We start from the raw sequence: 22569 nt of genomic DNA, 5'->3' as shown, positions 1-22569 counted from the left end.
GAACAGTCACTGGCTAGAATTAGATCAAAGCTTCCAACTGCTCAAAGGGAATAGGGCGACAGCGAACAAATCCTTGGTACAGTTCCACACCAAGTTCGCGCAAATAACTTAACGTTTCAGTGTCTTCCACACCCTCTGCCACTGACTTAAGCCCCAAAGACTTAGCTAGATGTAGGCTCGATATGGTGATCTGCTGGCTTTTGAAGTTCGTCAACGCATCTTTGATGAACTGGCGGTCAATTTTCAACTCGGTGTATGGCAGTGTTGCCAGTTGGCTGAGTGATGAGTAACCCGTACCAAAATCGTCAATCGCTAAGCCAACGCCTGTTAAACGTAAGTTAGCGAGATTCGCCAAGGACGTGACGCTGCAGTCGTATACTTCATCCTCGGTGAGTTCAAGCGTGATGCGTTCAGGTGCGATTTGGTATTGATCGCACAACGCAAACAAGCGAGCACTCATAGGTTGCTTGAGTGTCTTTTGATTCATGTTTACCGATAAATTGATATTTACCTTCAGTTGAGACATGTCTTGCAGCGCGTTCTCTAATACAATCCAGAACAGCTTATCTAACTCGTTACGAGCCTGAATCTCAGTAATAAACTGTGCAGGTGCAATAATGCCGTGTTGTGGATGTCGACAACGCACTAATGCTTCGACGCCGATCAGGCGGTTATCTTTCGCGGAGTATTGAGGTTGGTAATAGTTGAGAAACCAACCTTGCTCAAAAGCAGTGCTAATTTCATCCCTACCTATCAAAATGGGCAAGGACACCACTTGTTCTTCCAATGTGTATTGTTTGAACTCATTAAAGATCTGATTCAACTGCTGATGAGAGATCGGCTTAGTTAACGCTCGAACAAAGCCATAATCCGCAGACAAACACATGTTGTAGGTGATTTCGACCACATCTTGGCTCATTGCACTTAAAATCACGACACCTTTAGGGCGAGCGCTTTCTGCCAGGTTGGACAGCAGGTTCACCCCGTTAATGTCTGGCAAATCAATATCGCAGAACATCAGATCGACAGGCTGAGTCTCGCAAATGGTCGCGACTTCAGCACCTCGATGGACGATAGTAATCGTGCCCTCAAACAGACGATTGAGCAAAATCTTAAGATTAGTTGCTTGTAATCGATCGTCTTCAACAATCAAAATATTCAATTAATTGCTCTCACTCATTTCCAGCCACTGTTGTGTGGTACTGACTATGGTTTCTAATTCGTTAATAAGCGCGGTGCGAGCCTGAGTTTCTTGCTCACTGCCTACTGAAGACTCACATTGCATTGCCACATATCCAAGCTGGACTAAGTTGAGGGCGGCGGCTGATCCTTTGATGCGGTGCGCGATGGACTTGAGGCTTTCTTCTCCAGACTGAATCAACGCAATATCGTTGCTCAAAGCCTCACAAATCACCTGTGCCATTTCGAGCTTTTCTTCGTAGCTGTAGTCTTCAAGCCAGTCTTCTTGGCGTTCACTGTTAAACGCTCTCGATAAGTATTGCTCGCATAAGGCTTGTAGATCGCCCAAGTTATATGGCTTAAACAGTACTGTTTCCATGCCATTGTGTTCCGCTTTTTCAATCACATTACGTGAGTTTTCTGCGGTACACGCTACAACGGGAATAGAGGCAAACTTACTATCTGCTTTGAGTGCTCTAGTCAGCTGGTAGCCGTCCATATCAGGCATGTGGCAGTCAGTAATCACCAAACTAAAAGAGGTGATCGTATTGTCGCTTTGCGCTTGTTCTAACACCTCAATGGCTTCGATGCCACTGGCTGCAAGCTGGCAATTAACCCCCAGCTTTTCAAACTGACGCTTAAATAGCAGTCGATTGATAGCGTCATCATCGACGACCAATACGCGACCATCCCAATGATACGCTTCTGTTGGTTCCAAAGGGCTTTGCGTGGTCGTATTACGGTTCAATTTCTGCAAAATCAAATCGGGATACACATTAGAGTAATGTGGATCTACCTCGACAATATGATGCTTGCTTTCAAATTCATCTAGCGTGACTTGCCATGTATTCAGCCAACGCTGGACTTGTTTGCTTTCAGTATAAACCGGAACCAAAGCTGTCAAATCAAGCGGTTGACTGGTCATCGGAAGTTGCACCTTGATGGTTGTGCCTTGTTCTTTTTGGCTTTCAACCTCAATGCTACCCTCCATGATGTCGACCAAGCTTTTGACGATAGACATACCAAGTCCAGTTCCCCCAAAGCGGCGACTGATACTTTTATCCCCTTGAACAAAAGGTTGGAAAAGAGCAGCCAATTGCGCCGTGCTCATGCCACACCCGGAGTCTTGCACGGAGAAAACAAGCTCATTCGCGCGGACGTGAATGTTCACGCTGATCTTGCCTTTGTCTGTGAACTTAACGGCATTACTCAGTAGGTTGTTGATGATCTGGTTAACGCGCAGCCAGTCTAGATTCACCAAAGCATAAGGCGTCGGTTGCCAATTTACTTCAAACGCTAAAGCCTTTTGTTCTACTGCTTTTTCAAAGCTGCGCAAACTTGAGCCAAGCTCTTCATAAACGTTGCCACTGTGCACATCCAACTGAAGCTGGTTCGCATCCACTTTCGAGAAGTCGAGAATGTCGTTTACGTGCAGTTGTAAACGCTCAGCCGACAACATCGCACTTTTCAGAAGCTCTTTGCTTTCTGGGCGGTCGAGGTCTTGTTCCAGTAGTTCCATCAGTCCGAGCATGGCAGCGATAGGTGTTCTCAGTTCATGGCTGATCACCGCAAGAAAGTGTTCTCGTGCCTCAATGGCTTGCATGGCTTTGAGGTTGGAGGCTTTCAACGCACACTCTTTCTTTTTCAGCTCAGTGATGTCATCAAATACCGTCATATGGAAGCGTGTCCCTTCTTCTGGATGAAGGAGAGACTGTCTTCTTACTCGGTAATGCTTTTTACCAAGAGAGCAGAGCGTGGTGACGATTTCATCCGGTACTGGGTAATCCGTATCCTTGGTTAGCTTCAAAACTAGCTCGCGCTGTTCATCGGTGATGTTGCTGTCGGTATTGCAACGTTGCAGCATCGACAAGTACGGTTTGTTGGCTAAGATTTGCTGGTGGTTATCATCCGAGATCAAAATCTTATTAGGGATATGATCAAGCACCGAAGACAACCATCGGTTTTGTCGTTGACGTACTTTGGTCTCGTACTCTTTACGCTTGATCTTGCGTGTCAGATGTCCGGTTCTCAGAATGTAAATCAGTACGGCAACCAACAACACACAGACGCCGACTAGCGCCCAAATCACTACGATTTCTTTGTCGACACCATAGTGGACGGTGACTTTGTCATGACGCTCCATGAGCTGCTTCAACTCGGCGTCTGTGGTGATTTTCAACACGGTGTTCAATACGCGGCGTAAGAACTCGGAGTCTTTTCTTAGCTCCATGCCCAGTCTTACTTTGAGCTGAATACCCGTTGGAGGTGTAACCGCTTCAAACGTCTTGCCTTGCCCATCGTAATAATGATTGTCGATCAGGCTCTGGTTAACAAAAGCATGGGAAATCTCACCTTCTTCAAACGCTGCCATCAAGTTATCGAAATCACGATAAACTTCCGCAGATGAATACTCCGAGTGATCGAGAAAATGCGGGTAAAAGTTACCTGAACGATCCAAAATCGCCACGTTTTCTTCAGCGTTTGAGTTGAGCGATTTAATGTAGCCAAACTGCAAGTAGCCCAAGGTTCTGGTCGTGATAAAACGCTTTTTGTCGGTTAGGGCAATGTTGCGTGCAGGCAGTAAGTCGACAAGGTTTTCTTGCAGCATCAAATCAACATCGCGCCCATTGGCTGGCACGTATTCGAACTTGATCATGCTCTTTTGCTCCATCAGCTTAAGCAGATCATGAACATAGCCTTTTATCTCGCCCGTTTTTGGATCGAGATAAGACAGCGGATACACGTTATCTTGAATTGTGTAGCGAACCGTCTGGTGACCTTGTTGCTGCTCTAGAATATCGAGCATCAATTCGTTGTGCAGAATGTTGATGTTGGCTTCGATGTGCACACGACTGTGTTTCGATTCTTTCGAGTGCTTGATGTACTTAGTGATGATGTCCATCAACTGAGTGGACTCTTTTCCGGTAAAAATCGTTACTTCTCCCGGAGTGAGAGATTTGTTGTAAACGACTTTACCCGTCAGTTCACCTTTCGGGTTTTTGAATCCATAAGAGCTCAGCGTCGACAAACCGACCACGGCAGCATCGGCTGCGCCACTATTAAGCGATGCCGTCATCATCATGTTATTGCGCACAGAATGGACGTGCTTAAAGCCAAGTACATCAATCTGATCACACGCGCTTGAATCTTGCACACACACCCATTTGAGCTCGTCTAGCGGGGTATTCTCTAATGCGCTGTCACGCAGCCAAACCAGTCTCAATGTGTGGAATATCGGATCAGAGTACAGGAAACGTTCTGCACGCTTTTTGGTTGCGACAAAGCCAACGGTGAGGTCTATCTCTCCGTTCTCTAAACCATCGAATAGTGTATTTAACGTTCTATACGGGACGTACTCTGCCTCAATGTTTAAATCGTGCAGCATGGTTTCTGCATACTCGATATTGATGCCTTCTTTTGAGGCAAGGTCACCCCAGTAAGGTAGCCAATCTCCCTCAAGTACACCGACTTTTAATGTGCTTTGATTGTCCAGGAATGTTCTGTCTTCTACGTTTAAGAAATCACGAGCAGATGCATTGAACGACAGAGTGGTAAGTAGTGCAGCAATGAATGCGAACAGTTTCACTATTTTATGTTTTCCAGCCAAGAACAGAATTCAAAATGGGGCGGAATCGTATAGGTTTTCACCGCGTTCTCCAATCAAGGTTGTTTGTCTTGTCGACAACATACGCTTGATATACAACTCGATGAGTTCAGAGAGGATCAGGACGATTAATTATCAATAAGTTATGAGAGGAAGTTCAATATCCCCACGAGCCGTAATGGAAAAAAACTTAAAAGCAACTAAGTTCATATTAAGAGGCTAGGTAAGGATACCCAGAATTATGAACAAAAGGCTTACCACAAAAGGGTTATGTGGATGTTTGATGATAGGTTTTAGCGCTTCGGTTATTGCTGGTGCAACGCATGATGACGAAGTGAATTTTCAGTTGGTGCAACCAATTGATGGCGAACCTAAGATCGACATGGATCTAGCTCGAGTCGGTTGGCACTTGTTCCGAGATCCAAACTTATCTTCCAACGGAACAATCAGTTGTGAAACTTGCCATGATCTTTCAACTAACGGTGCAGAACCAACCGCGGTTTCTACTGGCGTGAATGGTGTTGGCAACCGCAACTCGATTACTGTTTTTAATGCGGCTTTAAATTATCGTTTTCTTTGGGATGGCACGGCGAACTCTTTGATGGCTCAAATCGATGGTCCGGTGCAAAACCCGTTAGAGATGGATTCGAACTGGCAGGATATAGAACAATATGTGCAGTCGGAACCCTCTTACCAAGCTTTATTTAAACAAGCCGACAATCGAGCGATCACAGTCAACAACATCAAAGGTGCCATTGTTGAGTTCGTTAAGGGACTGCAAACGCCAGGCGCGCCTTTTGATTCTTATTTACTCGGCTACTCCCACACTTTGGACGAACAAGCGATTCGGGGTTGGAATACCTTTCAACAAGTTGGTTGCGTTCAGTGTCATCAAGGTAAGAATGTCGGCGGTTCAATGATTCAGCGCTTTTCCTACTTCCGAACCCAAGACGAAAGCCTCGATACAGGGCGCCACTTAAGGACAACGGATGGCGAGGATAAGTACTATTTCCGAGTCGCGAGCTTACGCAACGTGGGGCAAACCAGCCCTTACTTCCACAATGGGCAAGTCGATGAGCTTTCCGAAGCTATTCAAATTATGTCGCAAACCCAGCTGGGAGTAACCATGAGTGACGACAAAGTGGCAGACATCGAAGCGTTCTTAAATACGTTAACGGCGCCAAGACCCGCGATTTTAGAGGTGTTTGAAAATGAATAAATTCCGATTACTCAACGCCTTTCTTTTCATCGTTATTGCAGCCATGATGGTGCTGGCGTACATGACGCATGTGAATTCCAAAAACACACATGGGCTACATACCTCATTATCTGAGATCGGTCATCATTTGATTGAGTCTCGTGACAGTGTCGTGAATCGTTATTCTCTGCAAGAGAGAAAGAACTACGAAATCACTCAAAGCTTGGTGGAATTAGAGATTGCCGCTGAGAATTTGTGTACCGATTTTAAGCAATCCATTTGGTTTAGTTTCACCCCAACCAAAACGCGCGTGCAAAACATCGTCGCCCAATTCGATGGCAAGGTACGCGATGCGACGCAGACGTTAGATATGTTGGTAGGCGTTCAAGTGGCAAATCAATATGAGATGCACACTCTGCACAATATTTATAAGCAGCAGTTTGAAGTCACCAATGAAGATGCTTGGCTTGAACAGCATTATTTTGAATTCTTGACCAATGCCGCCCTAGAGGGGGAGAACGCGCAAAGTCAAAATATCGCTTTATTCCTTGATCGACTGCGAGAGAGCGAACGCAAAATTGAGTTGCTTACCAACAAGATTTTGGAGAGTCACTATTTTGAATTTGTTGAATACTCGGAGCATCAACTTTTAGAGATTGCTCAGCGTGAAGCAAGGCTTACGTGGGTGTTCGTTCTGTTATCCATTATCTCTTTGGTAGCGGTATTTGTGCTGCAAACTCAACACCGTGTGAACAAACTGAAGCAACTTAATGACGACTTAACCGAAGCCACAGAAAAAGCGGAGCGGGCGGCGAAAGCCAAGTCACAATTCTTAGCAACCATGAGCCATGAGTTAAGAACGCCAATGAATGGTGTTCTGGGTATTTCGCAAATCATCGCCAGTGAGACCAAGGAGAAGGGGACGAAAGAGCACGTTCAGGTGATTTTGGATTCTGGTCAGCATCTGATGACGATTCTTAATGACATCTTGGATTTCTCCAAAGTTGAAGAGAACAAGTTGGAGCTTGAAGCCGCACCATTCAATTTACCCCAAGTGCTCACCCCAGTTTGTAGTGCGATTCAGCCTTTAATCGAAGAGAAAAACATTCAGCTTTATGTCGAGAACGAAGTGCCAGAAAACATCGAGTTTAATGGTGACTGTGCGCGCATTCGACAGATCCTGTTTAACCTTGCAGGCAATGCGGTCAAGTTCACCAGTGATGGGCATGTACTGATTCGAGCGGAATTGGATGAACCAAGAAAGCGCTTATTGTTGTCTATTAACGACACGGGCATTGGTATTCCAGCCGACAAGCAAGACCGTATCTTCAACTCCTTCGAGCAAGCAGATACTTCCACCACACGTAAGTTTGGTGGCACCGGGCTTGGTTTAGCGATTGTGAAAAAGCTAACAGAATTGATGGGTGGTGAGGTCAAGCTTAAGAGTGTAGAGAGCATTGGTACTCAGTTTTTAGTCGAACTCCCTATACCTTGGGAAGAGAAGGCGCTACCTAAAGCGGAAGATACCAAAGTCAAAGTTCAGCGAGAAAACAAACGTAACCTGCACATTCTTCTCGCCGAAGACAACCGAGTCAATGCGATTGTGGCGAAAGGGTTCTGTGAGAAGTTAGGGCATACGGTCGAGATTGCTGAGAATGGTTTGATTGCGACTAAGAAAGCGCAAGAAAACCAATATGATTTGATTCTTATGGACAATCACATGCCGGAGATGAACGGGGTTGAGGCGACGCGATTTATCCGAGAGAAGATTGGTGTGAAGACCTTATTGTTTGCTTACACCGCCGATGTGTTTAGAGAAGCACACGATAACTTTATCGACGCGGGTGCTGACCATGTACTGACCAAACCATTGCAGCGAGAGAGCTTTGCTGATGCGCTCAAGCAGTTCGCCTCTCGTTTACCTGTGCAAAATGACGTATCGGATCAAGCTGAAAACGTGGTTGAGTTACATCGTGAACCAATTGAGAGGCTGAGACTGACAGAAGAAGAGCTGACTCATTCTGAGACGGTAGAAATGCTCAAAGAAGAGCCTGATGCACTGTTAGATCTGCTTGAAAGCATAGTGAATGATTTCGAAAAATCGGTTGATGAGTTGATTGAGTATTTCATGGCAGAAAACTTATCGTCACTTTACAACACCTTGCACACCACTAAAGGGATGGCGTTGAATCTTGGGTTAGACACACTGGCGAATCAGGCGCTAGAAATCGAAACTCAAGTTAAGAACAAGCAGATTCCTGATATTGAACAACTGCAAAAGTTGATCAACCGATTGCAAGTTAATATTCATCAAGGGCAGCGTTTGATTGATCGTTGCCGAAAGCAACAAACAGATTCAAACCAAGTGATTTGATCGCTCTATACCTGCATTTTCTGCCTTGTGAGTGGGAGTAAGCCCTAGGTTGTGGTCTACTTAGCTCTCTTTTGAAATCATCTCCTTTTGGAGTGCGAAACGACAGGGCAGGGAATTGCAATGAGTCAACATACCGCAGTGATTAAATGGCAACGTCAAACCGACGAAATTTTCAGTGATAATCAATACAGCCGAGCGCACGTTTGGCAGTTTGATGGTGGGCTTTGTGTTCCTGCTTCGCCATCTCCTCATGTTGTTCCATTGCCTTTATCTGTAGCTGAGAATGTGGACCCAGAAGAAGCGTTTATTGCGGCACTTTCAAGCTGTCATATGCTGGTCTTTCTCTCTATTGCTGCTAAACGCCGTTATGTGATCGACTCCTACGTAGATGAAGCGGTGGGCGAACTTACAACGGGAGAAAATGGTAAAGAGTGGGTTTCAAAAGTGACACTTAGACCAAACATTGTCTTTTCAGGAGACAAACAGCCGACACGTGAACAGTTAGAAAAAATGCATCATATGGCACATGAAAACTGCTTTATCGCTAACTCTGTAAAGACCGACGTCGTGACAGAGTTATTGGATTAGGAGAATGAGCCATTAAAAGCGTTAGTGAGGTGAAGCTCTCATAATCTTGCTTGTTGTGTAACCTAAGTTATACCCAAGTGACTTCAAGATGCAGGATTCAGAGTGTTGTCATTGATTCGAGAGTAAGGAAAACAACGCAGTGTAATAGCCAGCTCTTTCCAAGTTGTTTGACGCAGCAATCGGGTCAATGACACGCTCCCAAAGGGCGAGCTGCCTTGGCTTGTATACTTTGTTGCCGATTCTTGATTTAGACCCACTAAACCTTTAAATCGCCGCCGCGTCTACAAACCAAGTCAGTCTCGCTGAACCTAGCATCTCGAGGTTACTTGGGTATAAAGCTCTAATTAACCGTTTAATAGTTTGAATATGGGTGACTGATTTCACATTTTGGTTCATTTTAAGTCGGTATGTGAACCAATGTTGTGCAGTGGCGCAAACTGTTTGTTGTTAAATTAATGTTAATATCGAATGGTGTGTCATTGATTAATAGCGAGCATGGATGTGCAAACGCCTTTGAATCCCTTTATTCAAGCGAATGGATTACCTCAATTTGGTCATTTAGCATCGATTCCCGAATCGCTTCAGTTGGATGCGTTTCAGTATCTTAATGAGATGGACCAGCCTGCATCGAGTTGGCGTAAACGATTCGACTATAAGCAGTTCCAGTTCGTCTCGATCGTGACAGAGAAATACATCATTGGTGTTGCGATTGCCGATATTCGCTATTTGGCGTCTGGCTTTTGCTATGTGTTTGATACTGAAACCCATGAACTGGTGGAGCAGCAGTGGCTAAAGCCGCTCAACATGGGTTATCAAACGCAACCTTCTAGTTGGAACAGCCACGCCTATCTCGCTAATGATGACATTCAATTCAAGATTGAAAACGGACTCTGGCACATACAGCTTTCAACAGACCTTATTCAAGCTGATTTGAGGTTAAAACCTGAGTCAGAAAGCTTGCCTTTGATGCTCTGCACGCCAACAGCATATTCGGGCTGGACCTACACTCAAAAACACAACGCGCTCGCTATACAAGGTCAAATGAGTGTGAAAGGGCAGCCACAAGATCTCACCAATGCAGTCGCTGGGTATGATTTCTCTGCTGGTTACATGCGCAGAGAGACCAGTTGGCGATGGGCGAGCATCAATCGCCAAAGGGAAGGCAAACGGATAGGACTGAACCTTGCGGCTGGTGTGAATGAAACTGGGTACTGTGAAAACGTCATTTGGATTGATGGAGAACGCCACTTGATGCCGCCCGTACAGTTCGAGTTTTCTCGCATGCATCAAGAAGCGTCATGGCGAATTACCTCACAAGACAAGCGCATCGACTTGATCTTCAAGCCTAAAAATCAACGATCAGAGAAAAAGAACTTCTGGTTTTTGAAGAGTAACTTTCGTCAGTTTGTCGGTTACTTTTCTGGTTATTTGACTGATGACAATGGCATTAAACATGAACTTGATGAGGTGATGGGACTCACCGAAGATCATTACGCGAAATGGTAGGAACGGACTATGGAATGGTCACAGATTACGGAACATCCTGATTTATTGTTGATGTTGCTCGCGCCAATATTCTTTCTTTGTATTGCGGCAGAATATTGGTTTGGGCAACGTGGTGGTCGATTACCTGAGAGTGCGCGATATTACTTGCCAGAAGTCGTGTGTAACTTTGTATTGGCTGGGCTTCATCAAGCGACAGATATCTTAACAGGACTGCTGATCGCTAAACTGTATTTGTGGTGGTTTGGTTGGCGCTTGTTTGATATCGAGATGACGGTTTCTACCTTCCTGTTACTCATGGTCTTGCAAGATTTCTTCTATTATTGGTTCCACCGAGCAAGCCATCGTATCCGTTGGATGTGGGCAGCGCATGTGGTGCACCACAGTTCAGAGCGTATGAACTTCAGTACCGCATTTCGCCAAAGCCTGATGTACCCACTAGCGGGTATGTGGTTGTTCTGGTTGCCACTGGTCATTATTGGATTTGATCCTAAATGGGTGGTGTTTGTTGTGTTACTTAATCTGGGTCTGCAATTCTTTGTTCATACTCAGTCGATTCGTTCCCTTGGCCCTTTGGAGTGGGTCTTCAATACACCATCCCATCACCGAGTTCATCATGGTGTGAATCGTCAATACATTGATAAAAATTACGCTGGTGTATTGATTATCTGGGATCGCATGTTCGGGACGTTCGAGCCTGAAGTAGAAACCGTCCGTTATGGCATCTCAAAGCCCGTTAACAGCTTTAATCCTATTACCGTGACGTTTGCAGAATGGAAAGACATGTTCAAAGAGGTGACCCGTCCCAATTTGTCTTGGCGTCAGCGCTGGCGGTGCTTGTTTGCTCCACCGTCCGATACAATTGAGTAATGGTTCTGAATGATTAACTAAACGCCATACCATTAATGCTTGACAGTGTTCGGTGATGTTGTTTTAATGCGTACGGTGTTTTGTAAGTTTTAAGGAACGGACGATGACATTTAATCGAGTTTTCTCAATTGTAACGATGACCGCCGCTATGCTCAGCTCTGGGTACGCATACGCAGCACCTGCTTTTAGTGCAGATCAGTTGTGTAAAGCAGGGTTGGCACTGGCGATTGATAAGCAGCCTCGCGGGATTAAATCAGCGGGTACATCGGGTCAACGTATTTTGCTGGCTTTGAAAAATGGCAAAAACGATTGGGATTATCGCTGCACGGTGAATCGTCAGAATCGTACGTTAAAGATTGATGCTAGGGACTTGAAGCGAAATGATAAATATCTCGCTCAAGCCATACGTTATCGTATCAATGAAGGGAAGCGATCGGTTGAGGTCACCATGAAGAAACGCGCTGGTGGCGGGCTGAAAAACGACACGTTCACGACACTTCAGTTGGATTAACCCCAAAGATATGGGGAACACAATAACGAAGACGCGCCCCTGCACTCTGCAGGGGCTTTTTTATGCCTGCAGTTAGAGGTAGCAAATACAGAGATCGATTACAGCCACAGCATGAAAGCAATGAAGTACGAGTTTAAAGGGTATTTTAGGGAACTGATAAAAAGTTAGCTTAGGGAAAGCTTGGAGCGGGCAGCGGGAATCGAACCCGCATCATCAGCTTGGAAGGCTGAGGTAATAGCCATTATACGATGCCCGCGCATCGATAGGACTCATTCAATATGCCAGATTGAGTGCAAAAGAAAAGTCTTTTTTGCTCAATAAGTTGCTTAGTGAGTAAATAAATACCGATTCGTTCAAAAAGCGCACAGCACTGTTGGCAATATGTCGCTCTGAATACGATTTCACTCTCTTTCTCAACCAGTGTTTTACTCTGTTCTTAGTCTCTATTACGTCTTGAATTTGAACACTTGGCATTCATGGTCAAGACTAAATGTTGAAATGATTCAATATTTTCTCAGGTTCGTAAGATTAAACACCACAACTTGCCGAGAGACCGGCGCGATAGAGAGAGGAGAAAGAGTATGTGGAAAGGTTTATTGGCAACGTTGTTTGCTATCTCGGTGGTTGCTTGTACCACGGTAACCACTGATGTTGACAAGCAAGCGGATTTCTCATCCTACAAGACGTTTGATTTTGGTGAACAATCAGACACCCCAACCAGTTTGGATGCTCGTCGCATTGAGCAAGGGTTAGCAGCTCAACTGGAATCAAAAGGAATGTCGCGCGTGAAAAGCGGCGGTGATCTGTATGTGCACCACGACATTATCAAAGAATCGGAGATCGTATCTTCTGGTTCAAGTTTTAGTGTCGGTTACGGTTGGAACAGTTTTGGTGTGGTGACGTCCAGTCCTGAGCGTTACAAAGAGAAGAAGTACGGCAAATTGGTCGTTGAGCTTGTCGATACTAAAGCCAATCAAGTGGTGTGGAAGGGGGTTTCTAGCCGTAAGCTCACCGAGTCAATGAGTACTGAAAAGCGCGAAGAGTTGATCTCGGAAGAAGTCACGAAAATGTTTGAAAACTACCCGTATGGTAAAGAGTAAATTGAAGGTTAAATCATCGTCTAATCGCGCCAACAATCATTTGCAAAACGCTCTTTTTATTATCGATTAAGAATTTGAATTGCAAATTTGCACGCACGGAGTTACAACAGCGTATCGTTGTGGTTTAGGTGAATTCTGTGCGTGCTTACTTAGTCTCTGTATTAGGACTCTTTGTTGCGCTGATGGCTTTTGGGTTGAGTCAGGCTTCACCGTCACCAAAAATCTCCTACGCCGTCAGTTACACCTCTTCATTGATTGATGGTGAGGCGCATCTAGAGAAAGCACCGTTTTCTCCTTCACGTAAAGTCGCTGTGAGTTTATTCAGCCGCAATGCACTCCGCGTCAACCATTCCAATACGTCGCCAGATTCGGATGATTTCGATGTGCTGCCTGCACGTTGGCTAAATGACGTGCAGGATTTCAACAAACGCGAGTTTACTGACGTAGCGTTGCCTGTCATTCAAATTTTTTATTCGCACTCCAAATATCGGCTGGGGGCAGGGCAAGAGTCCAACCTGATCTATCGCTTTATTCATGCGCGGTAATTCCTATTCATTAATTTTCGAAGTTTGATTGTGATGTTTAGGAGTTTGTTATGTTTGATTCAATTACGCAGGTGCTGTTTGCTTTATGGCACCAGGATTTTACTGCACTGATGGCACCAGGTAGTGCAGGACTTATCTACTTTGTTGTGGGTGCACTTATTTTTCTTGAGAGTGGTTTTATTCCTGCGGCGCCTTTCCCTTGTGACAGTGTTGTTGTGCTTTCTGGCACTTTAGCGGCGGTGGGTGTATTGGACCCAGTGATGATCATGTTAGTGATCGTAGTGAGTGCGGCAATGGGAAGCTGGGTTGCTTACCTACAAGGCAAATGGTTAAACCGTTTACCAAAGGTGCAGGGTTGGGTAAATGCAGTTCCCGCAAAACGCTTGGAGCAAGTTGACATGTTACTTGGTAAGCATGGCTTGATTGCATTGTTTTGTGCGCGCTTTATTCCGGTTGTGCGTTCTTTGCTGCCTTTAATGATGGGTTTGCGCGTTAATCGCGTGAGTAAGTTCCATTACTTCGCATGGTTGAGTGCGATTCTATGGACGCTGCTGCTGTGTGGTTTAGGCTTATTATTGCCTCTACTGCCAGAGAAGCTTAACAAGATTGTGACCATGGGATTGATGGCTGCACCGGTGATTACCCTGACCATTGCCATTATGAGCTTTGTATTGGTGAAGGTGCGTAAGGCTTGGAGTAAATCGAAAACCACGCCGCAATTGCCATAGTCTTATAAACCTGAAGCTCGAAAAGCAAAAAAGGCGCGATGATCGCGCCTTTTTGGTTCTCTACGTAAATTGAAATGAGCTGGAATCAGTAACCATTGTTATAAAGGTATTCGCCTGCTTCTTTGCACTCAGTTTTGTAGAGCTGTTCCATCTTGGTTTCATCCATGCCTTTTGCTTTGAATTCGGTCTCTGCCGAAGAAAGCTGGCTGAATGTGTACCCACGTTCTGCCATTAAGTAATGACGAAACATTGCACGGTGTTCAGGAACCGCAGTTCGGGCGTTAGAAGCATTGGCACACTCCATCAGAGCGCTGTTGCTCATTTCTTCTGGTTTTGCTGCGTGCGTAGTTGTTGTGAATAAAGTAATAAGCGCCAAAGTGGCAATAGTCGCGATTTTTTTCATAATCAGGATCTCGAGTTAATTCGGTGTTCAGATGAGATCATCCATGGCTGGTACTGACGGTTTCCATATTGTGTCAGTACAGTCAATGTGCGAGCTAAGCGTCGCGACTGTGTGCAAACACGTACAGTAAATTGGCTTGCTTCCATCTAGCGAGATGATACGAGCGACGGTATGCAAATACATCGGCAGCATCGGGTAATGGCGTTGCTTTGAGCGCTATGTCCAACAGTGATGGAGACAAAAACGCGACTAACAGGTGATAGTCGGGCGTTATATTTAGTGGTAAATCACCATCGTTACCGGATGTACGGCGACAAGGGAGTAAACCAAGCAAATCACGTTTTAGGTGACGAAAGTAACCGTCTGGACTCCAAGAGTCGCGAGTATTCCATGCACGATAAGGCGCTTTTATTGCGTGATAATCGTATTGAGTGAGCTTATAAAGCTTTTCTGAATGCGTGTAGTGGAATTCTGAGGATGGCTGATTTTGCGCTGCAAGCATTTGCCCTGAGAACAGGGAGAGTGACAACAAAAGCAAAAGGCGAAATACGTGAACCAAAACTAACCCTAAAACACTATGGAATCGATATTCGTTTGCTGCCTGAAGGTGGCGCTTGCGTATACTAACGACTTGCTGAAAGGATGAACAGTTTTTTGTCGCATTAAAAAAGGGAGCGTATCAGCTCCCTTTTCAACATTAGGTCAAGAAACCTTAAGCGCTAGCGTAGATAACACTGCCACCTTTAATGGTGTCGATGATTTCTCGTGATAGCTTCTGTGGCAGAGCGGGGCAACCCCAACTGCGACCAAGATAACCATTCTTCTTAATAAAAGAAGGATTCGCGTAGTCTGCACCATGAACCACGATGTAACGCTCTCGTGCTTTATCGTTAACGCCGGATGTCAGTCCATCCAAGCGAAGTGAATAACCGTTAGAACCATAGTATGTGGTATCGGTTAAGAATGTTCCTAGAGAAGTTTTACGAGAGTTCACAACATTAGAAAACTTCGTTGCGGTCTTCTTGCCGCTGTTTACGCCGTGAGAGACATAAGTATTAAAAATGAGCTTCTTCTTGTCCAAGTCGACCACATAAAAGCGTTTTTCAGTAGATGGTTTACTGTAATCGATGATAGTCAAAAGTGGCTTTTTGCGGTCTGAGGTTTTCTTATAAGCTAAGAACGCATCATTGAATAAACTGAAGTCAATGACGCCTTCCAACTTGGCTTCTTTATATGTCTTTTCAACAAGTTGTTTAGTGGCTTTCGTTTCTGTCGCTTTGCCTGAATGATGAGCAAAGGCAAAAGGAGAAACTGCCAGCGATGTCCATATCAATAATAAAAATAGCTTTTTCATTTGTACTAAATAAAACTCTTGGTGCAACAAATTTAGCGATTGCTTCGTGCAGTCGTTAATACAGCATGTTCATCAATTTAACTCTATTCCCAATGTTGCTTATTATGCGTAGTGACGCCTATTACTCAAATATTTTTAGTATTTGGTAAAGACTATCCAACTAACTTACTGAATTTAATCAATATTGAGAGGTTAATTGATGACTTTAAAAATCTTCAGAACAAATACTAGCCGATTTGGCTAATTAATAAAACTGTGTTTATCAATATTTACTGAGATGGATACTCAATAAAACATCGTTTAATTATACTTTTAATAAAAATATTGTTTGAATTCAATGAACTTATTTCTAACTGGTCATTCGGCGAAAAGTTTTTAGACTGTGATCCTAGTCGTAACAAATCATGACTGAATAAAGGTGAATGTATTGATAGCTACTATGGGTTGCGGAGCATATTCAACCAAACGGCCAGCTAGATTGTTGTATATCGTCAATTTATCCGTGTTCACTGTTCACATCATCCAAACTTTTTATGTTAGCGTGCTATAAAACTGTTAGCAGAAGGCATTGAAGATGGAAGTTTATGAGTGTGTCTCATTTATCCTAGTTAAGGATGATGAAGTGTTATTAGAAACAAGATCGAAGGACAAGGACTCTGACCCAGGTATGATCGCGATACCCGGTGGGCACATGGAACAAGGCGAAAGTCAGTCCATGACATTGCTGAGAGAATTAGACGAGGAGCTAAACATCAGACCGCAAAGGTGCGGGTATTTGTGTTCTTTATATCACCCAACCACCGAACTTCAATTGCTTCATTATTATGTAGTCACTGATTGGGTGGGAGATATTCAGAGCCTAGAAGCAGAATCTGTCAATTGGTATCCAATAATAAATGCGCCTGTTGCTACGGAAGTGGATCGCATAGCTTTAAGTGAATATCAAAGATTAAAGCATGTATTAAAATCGGTATTTAATAATGACTTCTCAATAAATAATGTTTGTGGATAATCATAATGTTTTTAATTAATGATTAAATGACGAGTACATTTGAAATAAAGTTTTTCTGATAAATAGTTTAAATGAATTGTATACCCAAGTGACTTCAAGATGCAGGATTCAGAGCATTGTCATTGATTCGAGTTCAAGGAAAACAACACCGTGTAATAGCCAGCTCTTTCCAAGTTGTTTGACGCAGCCATTAGTTTAATTAAAAAAGCGGGGCAATGACACGCTCCCGAAGGGCACTCTTTGCAAATAGTAAGGAAGTCATTCTCGCTGAACCTAGCATCTCGAGGTTACTTGGGTATAAAACATTGATCAAAAATAAACTTTTCTCTCAGTAAGTTATGCTAGTTTCTGTAAAAGTTGAACAAAAGCTAAATATACAAGGAAGAAAATGAAAACGATAGGTCTGATTGGTGGCATGTCATGGGAGTCTACCGCAAACTATTACCAAATTATTAACCGAGAAGTGAAAGCGCGCTTAGGTGGTTTGCATTCAGGTAAAGTCTGCTTGTACAGCGTCGATTTCGCCGAAATTGAAACGCTGCAACACCAAGGCCGTTGGGGTGATACTGCAATCATTCTCGCGCAGGCAGCAAAATCAGTGGAAGCGGGCGGTGCAGATTTTATTTTGATTTGTACAAACACGATGCACAAAGTCGCAGACCAAATTCAGCAGGCTGTTAATGTACCGCTTGTTCATATTGCCGATACGACCGCAGAGCAGCTGGTGATGGATGGCATTAAGAAGGTTGGTTTACTTGGTACGCGTTTTACCATGGAACAAGACTTCTATAAGCAGCGACTTATCGATAAATTTGGTGTTGATGTCGTCGTACCCAGTTCAGATGACCAGACGATTGTTCATGACGTTATCTACAACGAATTGTGTAAAGGCGAAGTGCGTGATGATTCGCGCCAACACTACCTCACGATTATTGAGAAACTCGTGGAACAGGGGGCTGAAGCAGTCATTCTGGGTTGTACTGAAATCGCGATGTTAGTTGAATCTCAGCACACTGACGTCAAGCTTTATGACACAACTGAAATCCACGCGAAAGCAGCGGTAGAAAAAGCCCTCGACTCAAAGTGAGACTTCGCTTAACAGGCTTAATCAGATCAACGAACTCAAGGAAGAGTGATGAACTATCGATGCGGGCAATGCCGCCAGTTTACTCGTCAAAAAGGTAGCGCAGATATTTGCGGTGCATGGGGGAATCCAACTGATGCAAAACGTCCAGCGTGTGACTATTTTATGCCAACCGTTAGCGCAAAAGAGCGTGTCGCTTCTTCAATGAAAACCAAAAATGGCTAAGTCTTTCTCATTAATTGAGAATTTCTTAGCCAATCAGTATGCATTGATCAATGCAAACGATTGCTCGGTTTGGGATGTGTTGTATAATCTGCGTCGCGTCACACTTTGGTGACACGTATTACATTTCAGGACTCCCATGTTGAAGAAATCTCTTGCTCTCATGCTTGCTGCGTACTCACTTCCTTCCGTTGCAGGTTCTACCATCGGTATCGTTGGTGCGATGGATGTTGAAGTTGAAGCGCTATTACCAAAAATCCAAAATCAACAAGTAAAGAAAATCGGTAGCCATCGCTTTTATATGGGTGAGTTAGAGGGAAAAACGGTCGTTGTGACTCAATCGGGTGTTGGTAAAGTCAATGCAGCGATGACGACAACCCTTCTGATTGAATCTTTCGGTGTTGACCAACTTATTTTCACAGGTATTGCGGGCGCAAGTGATCCGAAATTGGATCCGCTAGACGTGGTCGTCTCTACGCGTTTGGTGCAACACGATGTGGACCTAACCGCATTTAACATGCCGAAAGGCTTGCTGCCTGATTATGAAGAGCGTTACTTCTACGCCGATAAAACACTGCAAAAGTATGCATTCGATGCCGCCGTTGACACACTTGGGAAAGAGAGTGTTTATCGAGGCATTATCGCATCAGGTGACCAGTTCATTGCGAGCAAAGTGAAGGTAACCGGCATTTACCAAGAATACAACGCGATGGCGGTAGAAATGGAAGGCGCAGCGCTAGGTCAAGTCGCAGACGCTTTCAATGTACCTTACGTAGTGATTCGCACGATCTCTGATAAAGCGGATGGCTCAGCAGATGTTGTTTACTCAGACCTGAAGAAGGCAACTGCAGACAATTCTGCAAACATTACTCTGAATATGCTGAAACGCATGTAATTGAAAATAGGTTAGGCAAACTTTTGCAAGCCGTAATAGGACGAAAAAGCAGCACTTAGAATGCTGCTTTTTTCTTGAAGATTCGCTTCACCCACTAAGCGATGTGCGTGCTCTTGAACGGCTGATCGTTTGCAGATTTCCACCAATGATCGAGTTGCTCTTTGTTCATTGGCTTGCCAAACAAATAGCCCTGCATAAAGTCGCAGCGGTAAGAAGAAAGCCACTCGTGCATCACGTTATGCTCAATGCCCTCGGCCGTAACGGTCTTATTCTGTGCATGACACAGTTCTATAATTGGCTTGATGACATGACCATTATCGGTGTTCATCAGAGTTAACAAAAACTCTCGGTCAAATTTGATTTTCTGTACCGGGTACTGCACTAATTGCGTCAAAGAAGTATAACCAGAACCAAAGTCGTCTATTGCCAGTTTGTAACCTAGTTTCGATAGCTCATCTAGTAGGGCTGTACCTTGTTTATCAGACGCAAAAGTTTCGGTAATTTCTAGCTCAATACAATGCGCAGGAACACCATTTTGTGATGCTTTATCATGGATGAATTCCGCCATAGACAGTGAGTTCAGTTCTGCAGACGATAAGTTGATGGACAAAATAATGTCTTTCCCAAAGATATTTTTGAGCTGGTGGTATTCCGCCATGGCATTCGCGAATACCCAGCGGTCAATCTTTTCGAACAAACCGGTTTGTTCAGCAATAGGAATGAACTCTTTTGGTGGTACTGAACCGATCCCTTCAGCTTCCCAACGTAATAGGACTTCCAAGCCTTCTATCTCGTTGGCATTACTGTTCATGTATGGTTGGAAAACAAGATGAAACTCTTCTTCAACGTTAGCTTTGCGCAATGCGCGTTCAATTTGGCTACGACGTTGAGCCTCGATATTGAGTGCTGCAGAATAGTAAGCGTATTGGTTTTTACCAGCACGCTTAGCTTGGTACATTGCTGCGTCTGCACTCGATAAGAGCTTGGCGATATCACCACCGTCTGTTGGGTATTGAGCGATACCCACGCTGGCTGTTACTGGAAATGAGTTTTTCGCTGACTGAGTTAAGTTGTTAATTGGCTTTAGCAACTCCGCGGCAAACAGATCGGGGATGTCGCTATTCTCTTGATTAGAACTGAGTAAGATTGCGAACTCATCACCGGACAAACGCGCACCGAAACATGGGCTATTGTATTGTTGAGTGAACTTCTGGCACGCATTTTTGATGTGTCTGGAGAAGACTTGCAGCAACTTATCGCCCAGTTCGTGACCGTATTTGTCGTTGACGTATTTGAAGTTATCTAGGTCAATATAAATTACCCAAAGCTGATCTGAAGGATCCGCCAGTTCACGGCTTGCAAGTTCATGGAAGCGATGACGATTAGCAAGTTGAGTTAAGTGGTCGGTTTCTGCCAAACGCTTGGTCTTGTGGTAGACGTTGTTCAGCTCTTCATACATATCAAAGAAGCGAGAAGAAAGGCGTCCAATCTCGTCATCAGTGTCTAGTTTTTCAATGTTAGCACGCTTGTTGGACTCAATTTCTCTAAGCTGTTTGTCTAAGTGGGATACCGGGCTAAGTACGTAACGATACAGCACCAAGACAATTAATGTGATGGTACAAAACGAGGCAATGCCAAACGACAATGCCAGTTCTAGCCAGACCTTATCGACCTTATTCCACATCAGATATTCTGCTGGCGATAAAATGGCATAGAAATGGGGTAGAAGTTCAATCGTCTGGGCGAGGGGAATATCTAAGATAATCGGCTTGTCAGAAAAGGTAATCACGCTGTGCGTATCAAATTCGATCTCATGTTTGATGTCATTGAACGCTTCGAGTGACACAGACACGATAACAAAGAAAACGTTTTGTGGGTCAAAGCTTAACGGGGGTTCTCCGGTACGTTTATCAAACAACTCATATTGCAATAGAATGCTTTGCCCGCTGCTGTTGTAAATAAAACCGGTATGGCTGACATCCCCATTGGCTTTATAGCTTTTGTCGACATACTCAAGGATCTTAGGGTCCACTCGACCATTTGATTCGTAATATTGATTTTCGGTGTAGTAGAGAAGGTCTTGTCTACCATCGAGGATCGCCATGTTGGCATCCCCTCGGTACCCGTGGCTGAGCACCTCTATGGTTTCATCTAAACGTTTGAACAGTTGCCTCTCACGATAGCGGTTATCATGATTTACAAAATAATCTTGCAGTACCTCGCTTTTACCCAAGGTATAGGCATAACTGTTGAGAAAAATGTTGGCTTGGCGAAACTGTCCAGCGAGCTTTTCCATTTGCAGCTGGATATAGCTGTCTTCCCTTTTGATTAGCGTGACTTTTTGAATGCTATAGATGATGGAACTCGACACCAGCGCGCTAATTAGAATGACAGGGGCGACAAGCAAAACGACTCTGTTGCTTAATTTCATGTATTTCTTACTTTCCGTTTGTGTCCCTACAAACGCTTCTAACCTGAGAGTATTACCTATTGGTGCCTACCTGAGGTATCGAACGGATGATGATACTTTCCTTGTATTCGAGGAAATTGTAAGTGTGTGTTTTTCGAAAGTCAGTCAGGTTTCCGATATTTGTGATGCTGTGTGAGGTTTTTTCATGTTCACAGGTGTCACCGTCTCATAAATTGAACAGATTTATTCCAGCGAAAAGGTCTTCAACTCATTCGTTCGACTTATGAATTCAGATTAATATCGATTGAATGGAAGTCTCTCTCCCGTTCAATAAATGTCATCGAAACGTTTCGATGGCGAAGTGTGACCTCAATATCTTTTTCTTAATCAGTTAGCACTCAATTACGGATCATTCTCACACCTTATCGATCTGCGGCTGGTCAATTCTCCTTGGCGTTCTATTATTGCATCGAAACGTTTCGATGAGTGTTTTGTCAATATAGAAATTAGTCCAAGAGAGACACTCACAGTTGTATGAACGTGTAACCGAAAGGTCGATGAGATGAAAAAAAGTACCCTAATTAACTCAGAAATTTCTTACTTGGTGGCGACGCTGGGTCATACCGACGAAATCACCATTTGTGACGCGGGCTTGCCAATTCCTGATCATGTGCAACGTATTGACTTAGCGTTGACTCATGGCGTACCTGGTTTCCATGATACCGTTCGCGTGATTCTGTCTGAGTCCCAAATTGAAGGGGTCATCATTGCTGAAGAATTCGCAACAGTTAGCCCAGTTCACCACGATGCGCTGATCTCTGAACTAACCAAAGAGAGTGAGCAAACAGGTAAGCAAATCGCGATTAACTATGTATCGCATGAAGATTTTAAAGTTCGTACAGAACAGAGTCGCACTGTTGTTAGAACAGGCGAGTGCACACCGTATGCGAACGTGATTTTCCAAGCTGGCGTGGTGTTTTAAGCCACAA

The 22569-nt window shown here is 44.2% G+C and carries 20 protein-coding genes and 1 tRNA gene; 14 read left to right on the top strand and 7 right to left on the bottom strand.

Annotated features, from left to right (window positions below; translation table 11 throughout):
* Positions 1–19 precede the first annotated feature (19 nt).
* Together AACR11_RS25190 and AACR11_RS25185 are read right to left on the bottom strand one after the other, a co-directional pair.
* Positions 20–1162, bottom strand: a complete 1143-nt coding sequence (locus AACR11_RS25190) for an EAL domain-containing response regulator (RefSeq protein WP_079325203.1) — start codon at positions 1160–1162, stop codon at positions 20–22.
* Entirely contained in the window at positions 1163–4765 is a 3603-nt protein-coding gene (locus AACR11_RS25185) for an ATP-binding protein (RefSeq protein WP_079325201.1), read from the bottom strand.
* A 259-nt stretch (positions 4766–5024) separates the two neighbouring features.
* On the opposite strand from AACR11_RS25185, the gene AACR11_RS25180 reads away from it, so the two are divergent.
* From AACR11_RS25180 to AACR11_RS25155, 6 genes are all read left to right on the top strand, one after another.
* The gene (locus tag AACR11_RS25180; protein ID WP_079325199.1) at positions 5025–6002 is read left to right on the top strand and encodes a cytochrome-c peroxidase; all 978 of its coding nucleotides are present in this window, start codon (positions 5025–5027) and stop codon (positions 6000–6002) included.
* Positions 5995–8355, top strand: coding sequence for an ATP-binding protein (locus AACR11_RS25175; protein WP_079325197.1), 2361 nt, complete (start codon positions 5995–5997; stop codon positions 8353–8355). Before AACR11_RS25180 ends, AACR11_RS25175 begins: the two co-directional genes overlap by 8 nt.
* Before the next feature lie 120 nt (positions 8356–8475).
* Positions 8476–8943 (top strand): OsmC family protein, encoded by a 468-nt coding sequence (locus AACR11_RS25170; protein WP_005452274.1) that lies wholly within the window; start codon positions 8476–8478, stop codon positions 8941–8943.
* Positions 8944–9438: 495 nt separating this feature from the next.
* Complete coding sequence (locus AACR11_RS25165) at positions 9439–10449, top strand: DUF2804 domain-containing protein (protein WP_079325195.1); 1011 nt, start codon at positions 9439–9441, stop codon at positions 10447–10449.
* Between the two features lie 9 nt (positions 10450–10458).
* Positions 10459–11316, top strand: a complete 858-nt coding sequence (locus tag AACR11_RS25160; protein ID WP_005452272.1) for a sterol desaturase family protein — start codon at positions 10459–10461, stop codon at positions 11314–11316.
* 103 nt (positions 11317–11419) lie between these two features.
* Positions 11420–11827 carry a hypothetical protein gene (locus tag AACR11_RS25155; RefSeq protein WP_005452271.1) on the top strand — a complete coding sequence of 136 codons (408 nt, stop codon included), beginning with the start codon at positions 11420–11422 and terminating at the stop codon, positions 11825–11827.
* Positions 11828–12008: 181 nt separating this feature from the next.
* On the opposite strand, the gene AACR11_RS25150 is transcribed toward AACR11_RS25155, so the two are convergent.
* A tRNA-Gly gene (locus AACR11_RS25150) sits at positions 12009–12083 on the bottom strand.
* A 325-nt stretch (positions 12084–12408) separates the two neighbouring features.
* Between AACR11_RS25150 and AACR11_RS25145 the strand changes: the two genes are divergently transcribed.
* The 3 genes from AACR11_RS25145 (at position 12409) to AACR11_RS25135 (ending at position 14200) form a co-directional block, all read left to right on the top strand.
* A complete protein-coding gene (locus AACR11_RS25145) occupies positions 12409–12927 on the top strand; it encodes a DUF4136 domain-containing protein (RefSeq protein WP_005452270.1) in 519 nt (172 codons plus the stop codon).
* A gap of 137 nt (positions 12928–13064) precedes the next feature.
* Positions 13065–13472 (top strand): hypothetical protein, encoded by a 408-nt coding sequence (locus AACR11_RS25140; protein WP_005452269.1) that lies wholly within the window; start codon positions 13065–13067, stop codon positions 13470–13472.
* Positions 13473–13522: 50 nt separating this feature from the next.
* Positions 13523–14200 carry a DedA family protein gene (locus AACR11_RS25135; protein ID WP_079325193.1) on the top strand — a complete coding sequence of 226 codons (678 nt, stop codon included), beginning with the start codon at positions 13523–13525 and terminating at the stop codon, positions 14198–14200.
* An 85-nt stretch (positions 14201–14285) separates the two neighbouring features.
* Here the strand turns inward: AACR11_RS25135 and AACR11_RS25130 are convergent, their stop codons facing one another.
* The 3 genes from AACR11_RS25130 to AACR11_RS25120 all read right to left on the bottom strand — a co-directional run bounded on the left by AACR11_RS25130 (position 14286) and on the right by AACR11_RS25120 (position 15957).
* Complete coding sequence (locus tag AACR11_RS25130) at positions 14286–14603, bottom strand: hypothetical protein (protein ID WP_005452266.1); 318 nt, start codon at positions 14601–14603, stop codon at positions 14286–14288.
* A gap of 94 nt (positions 14604–14697) precedes the next feature.
* Positions 14698–15105 (bottom strand): hypothetical protein, encoded by a 408-nt coding sequence (locus tag AACR11_RS25125; protein ID WP_009702315.1) that lies wholly within the window; start codon positions 15103–15105, stop codon positions 14698–14700.
* Between the two features lie 210 nt (positions 15106–15315).
* Positions 15316–15957 (bottom strand): murein L,D-transpeptidase catalytic domain family protein, encoded by a 642-nt coding sequence (locus AACR11_RS25120; RefSeq protein WP_005452264.1) that lies wholly within the window; start codon positions 15955–15957, stop codon positions 15316–15318.
* A gap of 574 nt (positions 15958–16531) precedes the next feature.
* On the opposite strand from AACR11_RS25120, the gene AACR11_RS25115 reads away from it, so the two are divergent.
* The 4 genes from AACR11_RS25115 (at position 16532) to AACR11_RS25100 (ending at position 19170) form a co-directional block, all read left to right on the top strand.
* Entirely contained in the window at positions 16532–16969 is a 438-nt protein-coding gene (locus AACR11_RS25115; RefSeq protein ID WP_017818684.1) for an NUDIX hydrolase, read from the top strand.
* 388 nt (positions 16970–17357) lie between these two features.
* Complete coding sequence (locus AACR11_RS25110) at positions 17358–18056, top strand: aspartate/glutamate racemase family protein (protein ID WP_029790173.1); 699 nt, start codon at positions 17358–17360, stop codon at positions 18054–18056.
* 48 nt (positions 18057–18104) lie between these two features.
* Positions 18105–18278, top strand: coding sequence for a hypothetical protein (locus AACR11_RS25105; protein WP_162860695.1), 174 nt, complete (start codon positions 18105–18107; stop codon positions 18276–18278).
* 136 nt (positions 18279–18414) lie between these two features.
* Positions 18415–19170 (top strand): 5'-methylthioadenosine/adenosylhomocysteine nucleosidase, encoded by a 756-nt coding sequence (locus AACR11_RS25100; RefSeq protein ID WP_005452257.1) that lies wholly within the window; start codon positions 18415–18417, stop codon positions 19168–19170.
* A 94-nt stretch (positions 19171–19264) separates the two neighbouring features.
* Here AACR11_RS25100 and AACR11_RS25095 read toward each other — a convergent pair whose 3' ends face one another.
* On the bottom strand, positions 19265–21601 hold the full coding sequence (locus AACR11_RS25095) for a putative bifunctional diguanylate cyclase/phosphodiesterase (protein WP_029790175.1): 2337 nt from the start codon (positions 21599–21601) through the stop codon (positions 19265–19267).
* Positions 21602–22142: 541 nt separating this feature from the next.
* Here AACR11_RS25095 and rbsD point away from each other — a divergent pair.
* Positions 22143–22562, top strand: a complete 420-nt coding sequence (gene rbsD / locus AACR11_RS25090; RefSeq protein WP_029790176.1) for a D-ribose pyranase — start codon at positions 22143–22145, stop codon at positions 22560–22562.
* Positions 22563–22569 lie beyond the last annotated feature (7 nt).

It is taken from the genome of Vibrio sp. L85, from assembly GCF_963871815.1.
Classification (GTDB): Bacteria; Pseudomonadota; Gammaproteobacteria; order Enterobacterales; family Vibrionaceae; genus Vibrio; species Vibrio harveyi.
Note: the sequence above shows the minus strand (reverse complement) of the source record. Positions and strands in the feature narration are given on the sequence as shown.